Source organism: Aeromonas sp. (genome assembly GCF_051657805.1).
In the GTDB taxonomy this organism is placed as follows: domain Bacteria; phylum Pseudomonadota; class Gammaproteobacteria; order Enterobacterales; family Aeromonadaceae; genus Aeromonas.
In genome coordinates this window covers 308,183-322,331 of record NZ_JBOFLJ010000010.1, presented here as the reverse complement: position 1 = coordinate 322,331, position 14,149 = coordinate 308,183, and the positions used below count along the sequence as shown (strand labels likewise).

General features: G+C 63.2%; 15 protein-coding genes. 7 read left to right on the top strand and 8 right to left on the bottom strand.

Features of this window, described 5'->3' with window-relative positions; all coding sequences use genetic code 11:
* Positions 1 to 25 precede the first annotated feature (25 nt).
* The gene (gene rsuA, locus ACRCYW_RS04125; RefSeq protein ID WP_438548896.1) at positions 26 to 718 is read right to left on the bottom strand and encodes a 16S rRNA pseudouridine(516) synthase RsuA; all 693 of its coding nucleotides are present in this window, start codon (positions 716 to 718) and stop codon (positions 26 to 28) included.
* A 194-nt stretch (positions 719 to 912) separates the two neighbouring features.
* Between rsuA and ACRCYW_RS04120 the strand changes: the two genes are divergently transcribed.
* On the top strand, positions 913 to 2,109 hold the full coding sequence (locus tag ACRCYW_RS04120) for an HD-GYP domain-containing protein (protein ID WP_438548895.1): 1,197 nt from the start codon (positions 913 to 915) through the stop codon (positions 2,107 to 2,109).
* Here ACRCYW_RS04120 and ACRCYW_RS04115 read toward each other — a convergent pair.
* Positions 2,106 to 2,294, bottom strand: a complete 189-nt coding sequence (locus ACRCYW_RS04115; protein ID WP_438548894.1) for a hypothetical protein — start codon at positions 2,292 to 2,294, stop codon at positions 2,106 to 2,108. The two genes, ACRCYW_RS04120 and ACRCYW_RS04115, sit on opposite strands and share 4 nt — an antisense overlap.
* A 75-nt stretch (positions 2,295 to 2,369) precedes the next feature.
* Positions 2,370 to 3,020 carry a fructose-6-phosphate aldolase gene (gene fsa, locus ACRCYW_RS04110; protein WP_438548893.1) on the bottom strand — a complete coding sequence of 217 codons (651 nt, stop codon included), beginning with the start codon at positions 3,018 to 3,020 and terminating at the stop codon, positions 2,370 to 2,372.
* A gap of 195 nt (positions 3,021 to 3,215) precedes the next feature.
* On the opposite strand from fsa, the gene ACRCYW_RS04105 reads away from it, so the two are divergent.
* From ACRCYW_RS04105 to ACRCYW_RS04085, 5 genes are all read left to right on the top strand, one after another.
* Positions 3,216 to 4,115: a glycyl-radical enzyme activating protein gene (locus tag ACRCYW_RS04105; protein ID WP_438548892.1), complete on the top strand. Its 900-nt coding sequence runs from the start codon at positions 3,216 to 3,218 to the stop codon at positions 4,113 to 4,115.
* 4 nt (positions 4,116 to 4,119) lie between these two features.
* Positions 4,120 to 6,552 (top strand): formate C-acetyltransferase/glycerol dehydratase family glycyl radical enzyme, encoded by a 2,433-nt coding sequence (locus tag ACRCYW_RS04100; protein WP_438548891.1) that lies wholly within the window; start codon positions 4,120 to 4,122, stop codon positions 6,550 to 6,552.
* 165 nt (positions 6,553 to 6,717) lie between these two features.
* The gene (locus ACRCYW_RS04095; RefSeq protein WP_438548890.1) at positions 6,718 to 7,464 is read left to right on the top strand and encodes a DeoR family transcriptional regulator; all 747 of its coding nucleotides are present in this window, start codon (positions 6,718 to 6,720) and stop codon (positions 7,462 to 7,464) included.
* Positions 7,465 to 7,607: 143 nt separating this feature from the next.
* A complete protein-coding gene (locus ACRCYW_RS04090; protein ID WP_438548889.1) occupies positions 7,608 to 8,501 on the top strand; it encodes an EamA family transporter in 894 nt (297 codons plus the stop codon).
* 110 nt (positions 8,502 to 8,611) lie between these two features.
* Positions 8,612 to 10,462: an extracellular solute-binding protein gene (locus ACRCYW_RS04085; RefSeq protein WP_438548888.1), complete on the top strand. Its 1,851-nt coding sequence runs from the start codon at positions 8,612 to 8,614 to the stop codon at positions 10,460 to 10,462.
* A gap of 188 nt (positions 10,463 to 10,650) precedes the next feature.
* Here the strand turns inward: ACRCYW_RS04085 and ACRCYW_RS04080 are convergent, their stop codons facing one another.
* Positions 10,651 to 11,043 (bottom strand): DUF2750 domain-containing protein, encoded by a 393-nt coding sequence (locus ACRCYW_RS04080; RefSeq protein ID WP_349918508.1) that lies wholly within the window; start codon positions 11,041 to 11,043, stop codon positions 10,651 to 10,653.
* An 88-nt stretch (positions 11,044 to 11,131) separates the two neighbouring features.
* The gene (locus ACRCYW_RS04075) at positions 11,132 to 11,683 is read right to left on the bottom strand and encodes a hypothetical protein (protein WP_438548887.1); all 552 of its coding nucleotides are present in this window, start codon (positions 11,681 to 11,683) and stop codon (positions 11,132 to 11,134) included.
* A 242-nt stretch (positions 11,684 to 11,925) separates the two neighbouring features.
* Between ACRCYW_RS04075 and ACRCYW_RS04070 the strand changes: the two genes are divergently transcribed.
* Positions 11,926 to 12,174 (top strand): TIGR02647 family protein, encoded by a 249-nt coding sequence (locus ACRCYW_RS04070; RefSeq protein WP_438548886.1) that lies wholly within the window; start codon positions 11,926 to 11,928, stop codon positions 12,172 to 12,174.
* Here the strand turns inward: ACRCYW_RS04070 and ACRCYW_RS04065 are convergent.
* From ACRCYW_RS04065 to ACRCYW_RS04055, 3 genes are all read right to left on the bottom strand, one after another.
* Complete coding sequence (locus ACRCYW_RS04065; protein WP_438549025.1) at positions 12,161 to 12,460, bottom strand: hypothetical protein; 300 nt, start codon at positions 12,458 to 12,460, stop codon at positions 12,161 to 12,163. The two genes, ACRCYW_RS04070 and ACRCYW_RS04065, sit on opposite strands and share 14 nt — an antisense overlap.
* A gap of 95 nt (positions 12,461 to 12,555) precedes the next feature.
* Entirely contained in the window at positions 12,556 to 12,765 is a 210-nt protein-coding gene (locus ACRCYW_RS04060) for a cold-shock protein (RefSeq protein ID WP_005331438.1), read from the bottom strand.
* 205 nt (positions 12,766 to 12,970) lie between these two features.
* On the bottom strand, positions 12,971 to 14,071 hold the full coding sequence (locus ACRCYW_RS04055; RefSeq protein ID WP_438548885.1) for a dihydrolipoamide acetyltransferase family protein: 1,101 nt from the start codon (positions 14,069 to 14,071) through the stop codon (positions 12,971 to 12,973).
* Between the last annotated feature and the right edge of the window lie 78 nt (positions 14,072 to 14,149).

The window sequence follows — 14,149 nt, the reverse complement described above, 5'->3', positions numbered from 1 at the left end:
GGACATCCGTTGCCGGGTCGGGAGATTAGAACTGAGCGATCTCCTCGGCGGTCAGCTCGCGGTACTCCCCTTCTGCCAGGTCGTCATCCAGGGCCAGGGCGCCGATCCGTTCCCGATGCAGCCCCACCACCTTGTTGCCGATGGAGGCAAACATCCGCTTCACCTGGTGATACTTGCCCTCGTGGATGGTCAGGCGCGCCTCGCACTCCCCGAGCAGTTCGAGCTGGGCCGGCTTGGTCTTGTCGCTCTCGTTGCGAAGATAAACGCCGTCGGCGAACAGGGAGATGGCATCCTCGCTCACCGGATCCGCCAGCCAGACATGGTAGGTCTTGGCGCATTCGTGGCGTGGCGAGGTGATGCGGTGGGACCACTGGCCATCGTCGGTGACCAGCACCAGCCCTGTGGTGTCGAGATCCAGACGCCCCACCACGTGCAGCTTGCCCATGGAGGGCTCGTCCATCAGGAAGAAGACGGTGGGGTGATCCGGGTCTTCGTTGGAGCAGACATAGCCTTCCGGCTTGTGCAGCATGAAGTAGCGGTTCTGCTGGCTCAGGGTCAGCATGACGCCGTCGAACTCGATCTGACTCTGCTCGTTGATATGAAAGGCCGGCTGCTTGACCTGAATGCCGTCCACCATCACCTCCCCCTGGCGGATCAGCTTGCCCGCCTGGGAGCGAGTCAAATCGGAGCAATCGCAAATAAATTTATCGAGCCGCATGCACAACCTCGGAGTCCATGATGAAAGGGGCGTCATTATATCGGCCAGGCCCCGCAACGCCAGCACTATGGCCGCACTCTGGCAGGCACCCTGGCGGACGGCTCGCCGCCTACGGCCATGACGCCACCGCCGCCCGGTGGTAGACTGCCGAGAGAGGGCCCACGTTACGCATAATAAGAATCGCAGGAAGTCGTATGAAGTCGAACACGCCTCATCCCGTCATCCCCGTCAGCCAGTTACAGCCCGGCATGTATGTCATCGCCATCACCAGCCAGACCGGCACCATGGAGATCGCCCAGATGGGGCTGGTCACCGATCGCAAGCAGATAGCCTCTCTCGTTCGCCGCGGCGTCAGCACGGTGCGGGTGGATCTCGCCCGCAGCAAGCTGGCGGGCATCGACCAGATCCTCTCCCCCGACCCCGCCGCCCCTACCGCCGGTCCCCAACGGCCGGGCAGCCCTGCCAACGGCGAGGGGCGCGAACTCAAGATCCGCCGCCTCTATCAGGAGGCGCGGGAGCTGCAGGGCAAATTCATCCGGCAACTCAAAGCGGGAGAGCCCATCGACATCACCCCCCTCGCCGCCGTGGCCGAGGAGATGGTGGACACCATGTTCAGCCACGGGGATGCCATGCTCTGCCTCGCCCGGATCCGGGCCAAGGATGCCTACCTGATGGAGCACTCCATGAACGTGGCCATCCTGCTGGCCAACTTTGGCCGATACCTCGGGCTGGAACGCGGCGTGCTCAAGGAGCTGACCCTGGGGGGATTGCTGCACGACGTGGGCAAGATCATGACCCCGGACGAGGTGCTCAACAAGCCAGGCAAGCTCACCGATGAGGAGTTCGGCATCATGCGCCAGCACGTGGTGCACAGCCACGACATCCTGCTCGCCACCGCCGGCATCACCCCCACCATGCTGGAGGTGGCCGCCAACCACCACGAGCGGCTCGACGGCAGCGGCTATCCCCGCCATCTGAAGGGGGAGCAGCTCTCCCTCTACACTCGCATGAGCGGCATCGTCGATGTCTACGACGCGGTGACGGCGGACAGGGTCTACAAGCAGGGGATGCAGCCGACCCAGGCGTTCCGGATCCTGCTCAAAGGGGCGGATCACCACTTCGACCGGGAGCTGGTGACCCGTTTCATCAAGTGCATGGGGGTCTATCCGGTCGGTACCCTGGTACAGCTCTCCAACCAGCGTCTCGCCATCGTCATGCAGCGCAATCCCCAGGAGCCCCTCAAGCCGGTGGTCAAGGTGATCTATCACGCCGCCCAGCGCCACTACCTGGAGGTGCAGTGGCTGGATCTCGCCAGAAGCGGGGGGCAGGAGACCATAGAGTGCACCGTGGACCCCAAGGAGTTTGGCATCAGCCTGGCCCACTTCGTCTAGCGGCTCTGGGCGCCGGGGGCCTGTTCACGGCAATGGCGGATAAGAAACTCCTCATCCAGGGGGGACAGATCAAAACGCAGGCTCGCCTCCTCGATGGCCCGCAGATCGTGCTGATGGTGCTCGCCCAGCCAGCGTATAGCGCGGCGCAAGTCTTCACCGTGAGGCAGCAGGGAGTTATCGCTCATGGGGTTAGCTCCGACCAAGGGGCCCGGGATGCCGGGCCCTCCCCCAGAGTCTAGTATTCCCTCCCCTTCCCGGCCTTAACCGAAGGCCCGCTGCCAATCCTCATCAAACTTCACTAGGGCCGCATCCACCGCAGGCACCCTCAGCAACTGCTCGGCCACATCCAGCGGCAGGGTAATGGACTGACAACCCGCCAGCAGACAGTCCAGCGCCTGGCGCGGGGTACGGAAGGAGGCGGCCAGCACCTTGCTGCCCGGTGCATGCAGCGCCAGCAGCTGCTGCAGCTCCTGCACGGTGGCGATGCCATCCCCCCCCTGGGCATCGAGCCGATTGACATAGGGCGCCACATAGTGGGCGCCGGCCAGCGCCGCCAGCGCGCCCTGCAACGGGGTATAGACAGCGGTGCCCAGGGTCGGTACGCCGTTGGCCGAGAGGGTCTTGATGGCCGCCAGCCCCTCTTCACACACCGGGATCTTGACCACCAGATCCCGGTCAAGATCACGCAGGGAAAACGCCTCGCGCACCATCTCTGTCTCGGTTTTCGCCATCACCTGGGCAAACAGCCGCCCCTTGGGTCCCAGCACCTCCCGCAGGGCGGGCAGCAGCTCGGGCAGCGGCATGCCGCCGGCAGCCGTGATGGACGGATTGGTGGTGACCCCCGCCAGCGGCAGGATCCTGGACCAACGACGTACCGCGGCCACATCGGCCGTATCGAGATAAAGCTCCATCTCTGACTCCTTAATGGGATGTTCAAGCCGCCCCATTCTAGCGACAACCGATCCCGAGAACACTTGATCAAAATCAAATCAACTTACGAACGAAAGCAAATAGAATATCGAACATAGCATTTGAGCGAATATCGCTCGCCACCTTCAGTCAGCGCAGCGTGCCACCGGCAGCCCCGAGCACCATGATGAGGTCCCATGATTTTCGATCTGCAGCGTTATTCCACTCACGATGGCCCCGGCATCCGCACCCTGGTGTTCCTCAAGGGTTGTTCGCTGGCCTGTCGCTGGTGCCAGAACCCGGAGAGCCGCTCCCCCAGAGCCGAGCTCCTGTTCGACCCCAGGCGTTGCCTGAGCGGTTGCGACCTCTGCCAGAACGCCTGCCCGACTGCCATCAGCCGCCGGGAGGAGGCCCTGCAGATCGATCGCGCCCGTCTGACCCGGGACCATCTGCTGTCCCTGCGGGATCTCTGCCCGAGCGAGGCGCTGACCGTCTGCGGCCGTGAGCCCTCTCTCGATGAGCTGATGACCGAGATCCTGCGGGATCGTCCCTTCTTCGAGCGCAGCGGCGGCGGGGTAACCCTCTCGGGCGGTGAGCCCTTCATGCAGCCGGAGCTTGCCGCCACCTTGCTGGCTCGCTGCAAGGCCGAGGGGCTGCACACCGCGGTGGAGACCTGTCTGCACGTGCCCTGGCAGCAGATAGAACCCAGCCTGCCCCACCTCGACCTAGTGCTGGCGGATCTGAAACACGTCGACGAGCAGCGCTTCTTCGACTGGACCCGCGGCAAGGCGGCGCTCGTGCTCGCCAACCTCAGGCGCCTGGCCGAACAGCGCATTCCCCTGCAGATCCGGGTGCCCCTCATCCCCGGCTTCAACGCGGATGAGGATTCCATCAAGGCCATCATAGAGGCCGCCGCCGGCCTGAAGGGGGTGACCGAGATCCACTTCCTGCCCTATCACACCCTCGGCATGGGCAAATATGCCCTGCTGGACTTGCCCTACGAGGCGCCGGACCGGCCCCTCGATGATCCGGATTTGCTTCACTTCGCCCACACCCACGCCCAACGCCAGGGGTTGACCCCTGTCACCCGAGGATAAGATCATGACCCAGCTCGACTTGAATACCCTGAGCCCCCGGATCCGCGCCCACAAGGAGAGCCTGATCCACATAGTCCAGCCACCGGTCTGCACCGAGCGCGCCCGCCACTACACCGAGGCCTATCAGTCCCATCTGGCCCGCCCGCTGCCGGTGCGCCGCGCCCTGGCCCTGGCCCATCACCTGGCCGAGCGCACCCTCTGGATCAGGCACGACGAGCTCATCGTCGGCAACCAGGCGAGCCAAGTGCGCGCCGCGCCGCTCTTCCCCGAATACACGGTGGGCTGGATCGAGAAGGAGATAGACGAGCTGGCCGAGCGGCCCGGCGCCGGTTTTGCGGTGAGCGAGGCAGACAAGCAAGTCATCCATGGCCTCACCCCCTTCTGGCGCGGCCAGACGGTGCAGGATCGCTGTTTTGGCATGTTCACCGAGGAGCAAAAAGCGCTGCTGGAGAGCGGCATCATCAAGGCCGAGGGCAACATGACCTCGGGGGATGCCCACCTCGCGGTCAACTTCGAGGAGCTGCTCAGCAAGGGGCTAGAAGGCCTTCAGACCCGCGTGAGCGAGCGCCGCGGCCGGCTCGATCTCGCCGACTGGGCCGATCTGCAAAAAGAGCAGTTCCTGCAGGGGGTTGCCATCACCCTGGATGCGGTCAGCGCTCACATCGAGCGCTACGCCGCCCTGGCCCGGGAGATGGCCCGGCAGGAGCCGCGCACCGAGCGCCGCGAAGAGCTGCTGCAGATCGCCGCCAACTGCGCCCATATCGCCCACCAGCCGCCGGAAACCTTCTGGCAGGCGCTGCAGCTCTGTTACTTCATCCAGCTCATTTTGCAGATCGAGTCCAATGGACACTCGGTGTCGTTTGGCCGCATGGATCAATATCTGTACCCCTGGTACCGCAGGGAGGTAGAGCTGGAAGAGACTCTGCCCCGCCCCCGCGCCATCGAGCTGCTGCAATCCTGCTGGCTGAAGCTGCTGGAGGTGAACAAGATCCGCTCCGGCACCCACTCCAAGGCCTCCGCCGGCAGCCCCCTGTACCAGAACGTCACCATAGGGGGCCAGAGCTGGCGTAACGGTGAGGCGAGTGATGCGGTCAACGGCCTCTCCTACACCATCCTGGAGTCCTGCGGCCAGTTGAGATCCACCCAGCCGAACCTCTCTGTGCGCTACCATGCCGGCATGAGCGAGGACTTCCTCGACGCCTGCATCCAGGTGATCCGCTGCGGCTTCGGCATGCCCGCCTTCAACAACGACGAAATAGTCATCCCCGAGTTCATCAGGCTCGGGGTAAGCGTGGAAGATGCCCACCACTACGCCGCCATCGGCTGCATCGAGACCGCCGTGCCCGGCAAGTGGGGCTATCGCTGCACCGGCATGAGCTTCATCAACTTCGCCCGCATCCTGCTGGCGGCCCTGGACGGTGGTCGGGACACCACCACGGGCAAGGTGTTTCTGCCCCAGTCAGAAACCCTGCGGGACGGCTCTTTCGGCGCCTTCGAGGAGGTGATGGCCCGCTGGGACGAGCAGGTGCGCTACTTCACCCGCAAGTCCATCGAGATCGACTGCGTGGTGGACAGCGTGCTGGAGGCCCAGGCCCACGACATCCTCTGCAGCGCATTGGTGGACGACTGCATCGAGCGCGGCAAGACCATCAAGCAGGGGGGCGCCGTCTATGACTGGGTTTCCGGCCTGCAGGTGGGGATAGCGAACCTCGGCAACAGCCTGGCGGCCATCAAGAAGCTGGTGTTCGAGCAGGGGGTCATCGATCAGACCGTGCTGGCCGAAGCTTTGGAGCAGGACTTCGCGGGGCTGTCCGGCGAGCTACTGCGCCAGCGCCTCGCCAATGCGGCACCGAAGTACGGCAACGATCAGGACGAGGTGGATCTGCTGTTGGTACGTGCCTACCAGAGCTACATCGATGAGCTCAGGGGGCTGCACAACACCCGCTTCGGCCGAGGCCCCATCGGCGGCACCTACTATGCCGGCACCTCCTCCATCTCCGCCAACGTGCCCTTCGGCGCGGCCACCATGGCCACCCCGGATGGGCGCCATGCCAAGACACCGCTGGCGGAGGGGGCGAGCCCGGCCTCCGGCTCCGATCGCCTGGGGCCCACAGCGGTGTTCAATTCGCTGGGCAAGCTGCCCACCGCGGCCATCCTCGGCGGCGTGCTGCTCAACCAGAAGCTGAGCCCGGCGAGCCTCGAAAACGAGCGGGACAAGGCCAAGCTGATGAGCCTGCTGCGCACCTTCTTCGAGGTACACAAGGGCTGGCACGTGCAGTACAACATCGTCTCTCGCGAGACCCTGCTGGCGGCCAAGGCCCATCCGGATCAGTACCGGGATCTGGTGGTGCGGGTGGCGGGTTACTCCGCCTTCTTCACCGCCCTCTCCTCGGATGCCCAGGACGACATCATAGCCCGTACCGAGCACAGCCTCTGAGGGGCGGACGAGGCGGTGAAAATACCGAATCAACAGGCTTTTCACCGCCTTATCGCCGCCGGCACAAGATGCTATCATCCCGCCCATCGAGCACAGTCTCTGACGGGTATCTTCATGGCGGCCACGGCCGCCATGCCTTTTCATCGTTCGCATCGAGCCACAGCCATGAACCTACGCCGCCAACAGATCCTCACCCTGGTCCACCAGGCCCGCAAGATGAGCGTGGCCGAGCTGGCCGCCCAGACCGGCGTGTCCGAGGTGACGGTGCGCAACGACCTCACCGCCCTGGAGAGGCAGGGGCTGCTCAAACGGGTGCACGGCTCCGCCATGGCGCTGGACAGCGACGATCCCGACGCCCGCATGAACATCAACTACCCCCTCAAGGAGCGTCTCGCCGAACGGGCCGCCCAGTTGGTGGAGGACGGGGAGACGGTATTTATCGAGGGGGGCAGCGCCAACGCCCTGCTGGCCCGCTACCTGGCTCTGCACAAGCGGGTCACCATCATCACCATCAGCAGCTTCATCGCCCACCTGCTCAAGGACACTCAGACCCAGGTCGTGCTGCTGGGGGGCCTCTACCAGCAGCAGAGCGAAAGCGTGGTGGGGCCCCTCACCCGTCTGTGCATAGAGCAGGTACACTTCTCCAAGGCCTTCATCGGTGTCGATGGCTTTCACCCCGAGATGGGCTTCACCGGCCGGGACATGATGCGGGCCGACGTGGTCAACAGCGTGCTGGCCAAGGGGGTGACCAACGTGGTCATCACCGACAGCAGCAAGTTTGGCGCCATCCATCCCAGCCCCCTCGGCGCCCCGGGCCAGATAGGCGTGCTGGTCACCGACGACGCCCTGCCCGCCCCCATGCGCAGCGCCCTCGAAGCCCGCGGGGTGACCCTGCACTGCGTCGCGGCCTGAATCCTGAGCCGCCATCTGACCGGTTCCCCATTACACATCACGGGTTGACGCCGATCACCCCTTAGCGGTTATGCTCGAGCCTCTGCCCGAGCGCCGGCCCGTCCGACGCCTTCTCATACCAAGCCATGCGAACAAGGACGTATATGCAAGCCAAGGACAAGTGTCTGGCCGCTCTGGTCATTCTCTGTTGGGGACTCAACTTCGTGGTGATCAAGTGGGGGCTGGAGGGGATACCGCCCCTGCTGCTGGGAGCACTCCGTTTCATCGGGGTGGTGTTCCCCGCCATCCTGCTGGTGCCGAGGCCCGCCATGCCCTGGCGCTGGCTGCTGGCCTATGGGGGCGCCATCAGCCTGGGACAGTTCGCCTTCCTGTTCAGCGCCATGAAGTTCGGCATGCCGGCGGGCATGGCCTCTCTGGTGCTGCAGTCCCAGGTGCTGTTCACCCTGCTGTTCGCCATGATCTGGCTGGGGGAGCGCTGGCAGACCCATCACTGGGTAGCCTTGCCCTTGGCCGGGGGCGGCCTCTACCTCATCGCCGCCTTTGGTGAGGGCAACCTCACCCTGCTCGGCTTCGTGCTCACCCTGTGCGCCGCCGCCTGCTGGGGCCTTGGCAACGTCATCAATCGCCAGATCGGCCTGCGCTACCAGACCACCTTGCCGAGCCTCATCGCCTGGGGCGGCCTGGTGCCCATATTCCCCTTCCTCGCCCTCTCCTGGTTGTTCGAGGGGCCGGAGCGCATCGCAGACAGCCTGTTGCACTTCAGCTGGCAGGGGCTCCTGTGCGTCATCTATCTGTCGTTTATCGCCACCTGGCTCGGCTATGGCCTCTGGGGGCGGCTGCTGATGCGCTACCCGGTCGCCCAGGTGGCTCCCCTCTCCCTGCTGGTGCCCTGTGTCGGCATGGTGACCGCCGCCCTCTTGCTGGACGAGCACCCCAACATGCTGCAATGGCTGGGCTCGGCCCTGGTGCTGCTCGGCTTCGTGGTGCACCTGCTGGGAGGGCGCCTGCGGCTGTTCAAGCCACAGACCGATCACTGAGGCGACAACCCATTGACCCGCACGGATAAACTTTCCATATTGAAACAGGCCCCTCGGGGCCTGTTATCGTTTGTTGCCGGCAGGACGCCTATCATCAGGAGAGCAAGGATATGCTGCACCCCTCGTCACCGACCCTTTCACGGCTTTCGCACATCTCACGATTCACAGCCCTCACTATTCCGCTGCTCTTTAGCACCTTCGGCTGGTGCGCAGCCTTGCCGGCCGACCTTGTGTGGGAGAGCAACGACACAGACCCCGTCTACGCAGATCCCGCCGCCCAGCGAGGGGGCACCTTTCACGACTTCATGACCAGCTTCCCCCTCACCCTGCGCAAATACGGGCCGGACTCCAATGGCGGCTTCGCCGGTTACATCCGGGAGGGGACCCTGCCCCTGCTCGCCACCCACCCGATCACCGGCAAGCCCATGCCCATGCTGGCGAACCAGTGGGCGTTCGGGGCCGACAACAAGACCCTCTATTTTCGCATCAACCCCAAGGCCCGCTGGTCGGACGGCCAGCCGGTCACCACGGACGACTGGCTGTTTACCCTCAAGATGATGCGCAGCAAGGAGATCAACGACCCCTGGTACAACAACTACTACTCGACCCAGATAGCCGATGTGACCAAGTTCGACGACCACACCTTCTCCATCACCAGCGGCACCGAGAAGAGCCGGGAGGATCTGCTGGACTCCCTCCCCTTCTCCCCCGAGCCGAGCCACGCCATCGCGCTCACCGCCAACTGGGTCAAGGAGTACAACTGGAAGGTGTTGCCGGTCACCGGCGCCTATCGGATCGGCGAGGTCAAGAAGGGCAAATCCGTCACCTTCCTGCGGGTCAAGGATTGGTGGGGCAACGACGAGCGCTACTTCCAGCACCGCTTCAATCCGGACAGGATAGAGGTCAAGGTGCTGCGGGATCAGAACATCGCCTGGCAGCACTTCCTGCGCGGCGAGCTGGACACCTTCGGGCTCGTCATGCCTAACTGGTGGCACGACAAGAGCAAGACGGTGGAGTTCGAGAAGGGCTATATCGAGCGGCTCTGGTTCTATACTCAGACCCCCCAATCCCCCATGGGGCTCTACCTCAACACCGCCGATCCCCTGCTGAGGGATCTCAACGTGCGGCTCGGCATCCAGTATTCCCTCGCCATCGACAAGATGATAGCGACCCTGTTGCGGGGGGATTACCAGCGCCTCAACACCTATGGCTCCGGCCAGGGAGTCTTCACCAACACCGATCTCAAGGCGCGCCCCTTCGATCCCAAGCTGGCGCGGGAGTACTTCGCCAAGGCAGGCTTCACCAAGGTTGGGCCGGACGGCGTGCTGCGAAACGACAAGGGACAGACTCTCTCCCTCACCATCACCTACACCACGGCGGAGCATGCCCAGCGGCTGACCCTGCTGCGGGAGGAGGCGAAGAAGGCGGGCCTCAATCTGGAGCTGAACCTGATGGACGCCTCCGCCGGCTTCAAGTCCATGCTGGAGAAGAAGCACCAGAGCGCCTGGATGGGCTGGAGTACCGGCCGCTACCCCGCCTACTGGGAACATTTTCACAAGGTCAACGCCAACAAGCCCCAGACCAACAACATCATGAATATCGACGACGATACCATCTCAGCCCTGGTGGAGCAGTACGACAAGGCGTTCGACTTCGCCAGGAAGGCCGAGCTGTCGCGCCAGATCCAGCAGCGGCTGTTCGAGCTCGCGAGCTTCGTGCCCGCCTATCAGGTGCCCTACACCCGGGCCGGCGCCTGGCGCTGGATCAAGCTGCCCAAGGCGCCGGCAACGCCCCAGAGCGATCTGCTCTACTGGCCGCTGGACGGCGCCAACTCGGGTTACAGCTACGGAGGCCTGTTCTGGATAGATGACAAGGTCAAGCAGGAGACGCTCGCCGCCATCAAGCGCGGCCAGGGCTTCCCCCCCGTCACCCTGGTCGATACCCGCTATCAGCAGCACTGAGGATGATCCGCTCCCGAATCCGGGATCCCGCACTCAGGATGTGAGATCCCGGGGCAAGAGCAGGCTGGCCGGTACAATAAACAGAGAGCCCTCTCCGGGAATGGGCCCGGGCAACGCTGGATTGCCCTATTGAATAAACAAAAGACCCCGCTCGGTGACGGGGTCTTTTGTTGACAGGGGCGAGGCACTTAGCCGCGCTTGGCCTGCTTCTCGGCGATGGCATCGGCCACGTCGGCCGGCTCCAGCACTATGCCTTCCTGCTCCGGGGTCGGGAACACGGCGACGCACAGCTCGTCTTCCGCCATGCCGTCGATCCAGCGCTCCAGCCATACCTTGAGGGTGATGGACTGCGGTTTGCACTCGGCCCACTCCCCTTCGGCCCAGGCCTTGGCGTATTCGGGATGCGGCCAGACCGGGATGCAATCTTCATCGTCAGTGGTCAACATCATGACGCCGTGCTCGTCGGTCAGGACAAACAGCTCTTCGTGCTCGACCAGCTTGCTGATGAAGTGATCGAAGCGGTAATCGGCGTTCAGTTGCAGCGCGGCATTGCGCTCGGTGTCGCTAAGTTCATAGCTCATCGGTCAAGTCTCTCATGCAATAAAGGGCGACATGTTCACATCTTGCCGTCGGCTTGTCCAGCCGAGCATGCAGGGCCGCCACAAAGCCTCAGCCCAACGCCGGGGTGACGAGGGTGATCTCGGCCGCTTCGCTCAGGCGCTGGCGCAGCCAGTAGGCGGATTCCACCTCCACGAAGCAGAGCTGATCCCGCCCGGCCCTGGCCCCTTGCATGATCTGCTCGAAGCGCGCCTGCAGCTGCTGCTCCCAGGCGGCCGCCAGCTTGGCGCCATGGGCCTCGTCCACCACCTCCCGGCGCAGCTCGAACAGGTTATCGGTGATCGGGCTGTTGATCTTGGCCGGATGGCTCCAGTACATCAGCAGGTTATCCAGCATCTCCTCGTCATAACTCGCCAATGCATCGAGCTCCGGCGTATCTCCACCATGACCGGTCGCAAAGTCACACCAACCCGATGCGAGGGAGGCCAGCAACTGGGCACCCTTGCCACGTTGTTCCAGGACCGTCATCTCGCCTCCCTTGATGGCGGGCAACCAGAGATCCCCCCGATGCTCCTCGACCAGCGGCAACAGCAGCGCTGCGGAATAGTGAGGGAAGCGCGGGCCGAGCCTGTGCAGCAGAGAAACCAGAGTGACAGTGATCATGAGAGGCGCCTTGGGCAAAAAGGCCGGATCATCCGGGCCAGAAAAACAGAAGAGAAGCTAGTCTACCATGTTTGATGAGGTCTTTGATGGCCCAGCCCCTGTTCACCTGTGGGCCCCAGGCCAAAAAAGCAGCGCTTGCACAACGCCAGCCCTCACAAAGCCCAATACTTTGAGCCAGCGCCCACTAAAGTGAAACCGGGAATGCTAGTTTGCATACATCTTTAGCGTTAAGGAGTGCATCCATGAGTGGGATCGACCAGGTTTCCGAGGATTTTGTGAATGAGCTGAAAATACTGGCATGCTTTGATCCGGCCAACATGAGCCAGGGGATCAAGCTGCGCAGCGATCTCTCCCCGGCGCTGAGCCTGGCGGCAGAGCGCCTGCACAGCCAGGGCATGATCAGTGCCGTCGACGGCGGCTACCTGACCCCCTTTGGCATGACCATGCTCGAACATCTCCAGCATTTGTTGGTGGCGCTCAAGCCGAATTGAGCTCCTGCGGCGCCCAGAGCGAGAAGTTGAGCAACTCCCAGCTCTTCTGGTGTCGCAACAAACAGGCAAACAGCAAAGGACCTTCGGGTCCTTTTACTTGGCCGTCCACCAGCCACTCCCCCGCTCGCTTGGCCACGGGTCGAGCCTTGACCTCCTCGGGCTGGGCCGTCTTACCCAGGCGAACCTGCACGAATTGCTGGCACACGGCCACGGCCTTGTCGGCCACGGGATCGGGCGCAGGCGTCGCAGCAAGCAGGGAGGCAGTCAGCAGCAGGGATGGGATCATGGTGATTGGCACGACTCAGACATGGTTCAAGAATATGCCATAAACAAAAAGCCGCGGTACCAGAGGTAACGCGGCTTTCTTAAATTCTGTAAGAATTACAGAGCAGTTACGTTCTCAGCCTGCGGGCCTTTCTGACCTTGGGTCACAGAGAACTGTACGCGCTGACCTTCAGCCAGGGTACGGAAGCCGTTACCGCTGATGGCGCTGAAGTGAACGAAAACGTCCGGGCCGTTTTCTTGCTGGATGAAGCCAAAACCTTTGGTTTCGTTGAAAAACTTAACGGTACCGGTGATCATGTTGGACATATCTTTAACCTGTATTCAAAATAATTACTTATGCTTTTCAGCGGGTAAAGCTCAAAAACGGGATTTACTTATGAACAACAGGAAAAGATGTAAAACATCGTATTCATTGACATAACAATCGCCTTTTCAAGCTGCCTGAGATTATACGTCCCTTTGTCGATTACGCAAACAAATTCGTACCCTGCCGGCGGCAGGGTACGAGTGCTTACACATCGGCAGATTCCAGTGCCTGGACCAGGGCTTTGAGGAAGCGCGCCGCCTCGCCGCCGGTGCAGGCGCGGTGGTCAAAGGTCATCGACAAGGGCAGCGCGCGAACCGGTCTCGCCTCCCCGTGGATGAACACCACCCTCTCGAACAACTTGCCCGCCCCGACGATGGCCACCTGGGGCGGCGTGACCACTGGGCTGGCGTAGCGGCCCGCGATGGCACCGAAGTTGGTGAGGGTGATGGTCGCCCCCTGCAGCATCTCCCGCGGCACGGCGCGCGCCTTCACGTCTGCGATCATCCGATCCAGCCCCTGGCGGATGTCCGCCCGCTCCCGCTCGGCCACGTTCTCCATCACGGGCACATAGAGGCCGTGTTTGGAGTCGACCGCAATGGCCACGTTGACCTCCTGGAACAAGCGTCTAGACAGCGTATCCCCGTCAAACCAGGCGTTCATGGAAGGCTCGGCCCGGCACGCCACCCCGATGGCCTTGATGAGGCGCACGGTGACGTCTTCATCGGCGCGCCAGTGACGCAGGTCTACCTCGTCGGTGAGGCTGACCGGCACTACCGTCTTGTGAGACAGCTCCATCGCCTTGGCCATGGCACGGCGAGAGCCCTTGAGGAACTCGTTGCCGCTCTCCAGCATCGCCTCGAACGCCGACTGCACGTCCTGCTCGATCACCATGCCGGCACTGCCGCTGCCCTGGATCTTGTCGATGTCGAGGCCGAGTTTTTGCGCCAGCAACCGCACCGCGGGCATGGCCTGCACCAGGCTGCCACCGGGCGCCATGGCGCCGACCACGAAGTGATCCTCGATGTGCTGCTGATGGGCGCTCACCTTGCCCACCACTGTGCCATCATCTTCCCCCCCTTCAAACTCCACCAGGGGGGCGCCGATGTGGAGGATGTCCCCCTCCTGGCCGCACAGACGAGCGATGACCCCGGCCACCGGCGAGGGCACGTCCACCAGCGCCTTGGCGGTCTCTACCGACAACAGCACCTGATCGACACTCACGGTATCGCCGGCGCTCACCTTCCATTCCACTATCTCGGCCTCGGCCAATCCTTCGCCCAGATCCGGTAATTTGAAAAATTTCATGACCCGTTCTCCATCCGCTGGGAAATCACCGCACGTTGAAAAATTCCATGCCCGTCGTTTGCGCGGCCGTTCAACCGC

What these genes read in the sequence shown, in the direction of transcription:
- ACRCYW_RS04055 (WP_438548885.1), bottom strand. Translation starts at nt 14,071, where the DNA reads ATGAAATTTTTCAAATTACCGGATCTGGGCGAAGGATTGGCCGAGGCC.
- ACRCYW_RS04105 (WP_438548892.1), top strand. Translation starts at nt 3,216, where the DNA reads ATGATTTTCGATCTGCAGCGTTATTCCACTCACGATGGCCCCGGCATC.
- ACRCYW_RS04075 (WP_438548887.1), bottom strand. Translation starts at nt 11,683, where the DNA reads ATGATCACTGTCACTCTGGTTTCTCTGCTGCACAGGCTCGGCCCGCGC.
- ACRCYW_RS04070 (WP_438548886.1), top strand. Translation starts at nt 11,926, where the DNA reads ATGAGTGGGATCGACCAGGTTTCCGAGGATTTTGTGAATGAGCTGAAA.
- fsa (WP_438548893.1), bottom strand. Translation starts at nt 3,020, where the DNA reads ATGGAGCTTTATCTCGATACGGCCGATGTGGCCGCGGTACGTCGTTGG.
- ACRCYW_RS04100 (WP_438548891.1), top strand. Translation starts at nt 4,120, where the DNA reads ATGACCCAGCTCGACTTGAATACCCTGAGCCCCCGGATCCGCGCCCAC.
- ACRCYW_RS04065 (WP_438549025.1), bottom strand. Translation starts at nt 12,460, where the DNA reads ATGATCCCATCCCTGCTGCTGACTGCCTCCCTGCTTGCTGCGACGCCT.
- rsuA (WP_438548896.1), bottom strand. Translation starts at nt 718, where the DNA reads ATGCGGCTCGATAAATTTATTTGCGATTGCTCCGATTTGACTCGCTCC.
- ACRCYW_RS04080 (WP_349918508.1), bottom strand. Translation starts at nt 11,043, where the DNA reads ATGAGCTATGAACTTAGCGACACCGAGCGCAATGCCGCGCTGCAACTG.
- ACRCYW_RS04115 (WP_438548894.1), bottom strand. Translation starts at nt 2,294, where the DNA reads ATGAGCGATAACTCCCTGCTGCCTCACGGTGAAGACTTGCGCCGCGCT.
- ACRCYW_RS04095 (WP_438548890.1), top strand. Translation starts at nt 6,718, where the DNA reads ATGAACCTACGCCGCCAACAGATCCTCACCCTGGTCCACCAGGCCCGC.
- ACRCYW_RS04085 (WP_438548888.1), top strand. Translation starts at nt 8,612, where the DNA reads ATGCTGCACCCCTCGTCACCGACCCTTTCACGGCTTTCGCACATCTCA.
- ACRCYW_RS04090 (WP_438548889.1), top strand. Translation starts at nt 7,608, where the DNA reads ATGCAAGCCAAGGACAAGTGTCTGGCCGCTCTGGTCATTCTCTGTTGG.
- ACRCYW_RS04060 (WP_005331438.1), bottom strand. Translation starts at nt 12,765, where the DNA reads ATGTCCAACATGATCACCGGTACCGTTAAGTTTTTCAACGAAACCAAA.
- ACRCYW_RS04120 (WP_438548895.1), top strand. Translation starts at nt 913, where the DNA reads ATGAAGTCGAACACGCCTCATCCCGTCATCCCCGTCAGCCAGTTACAG.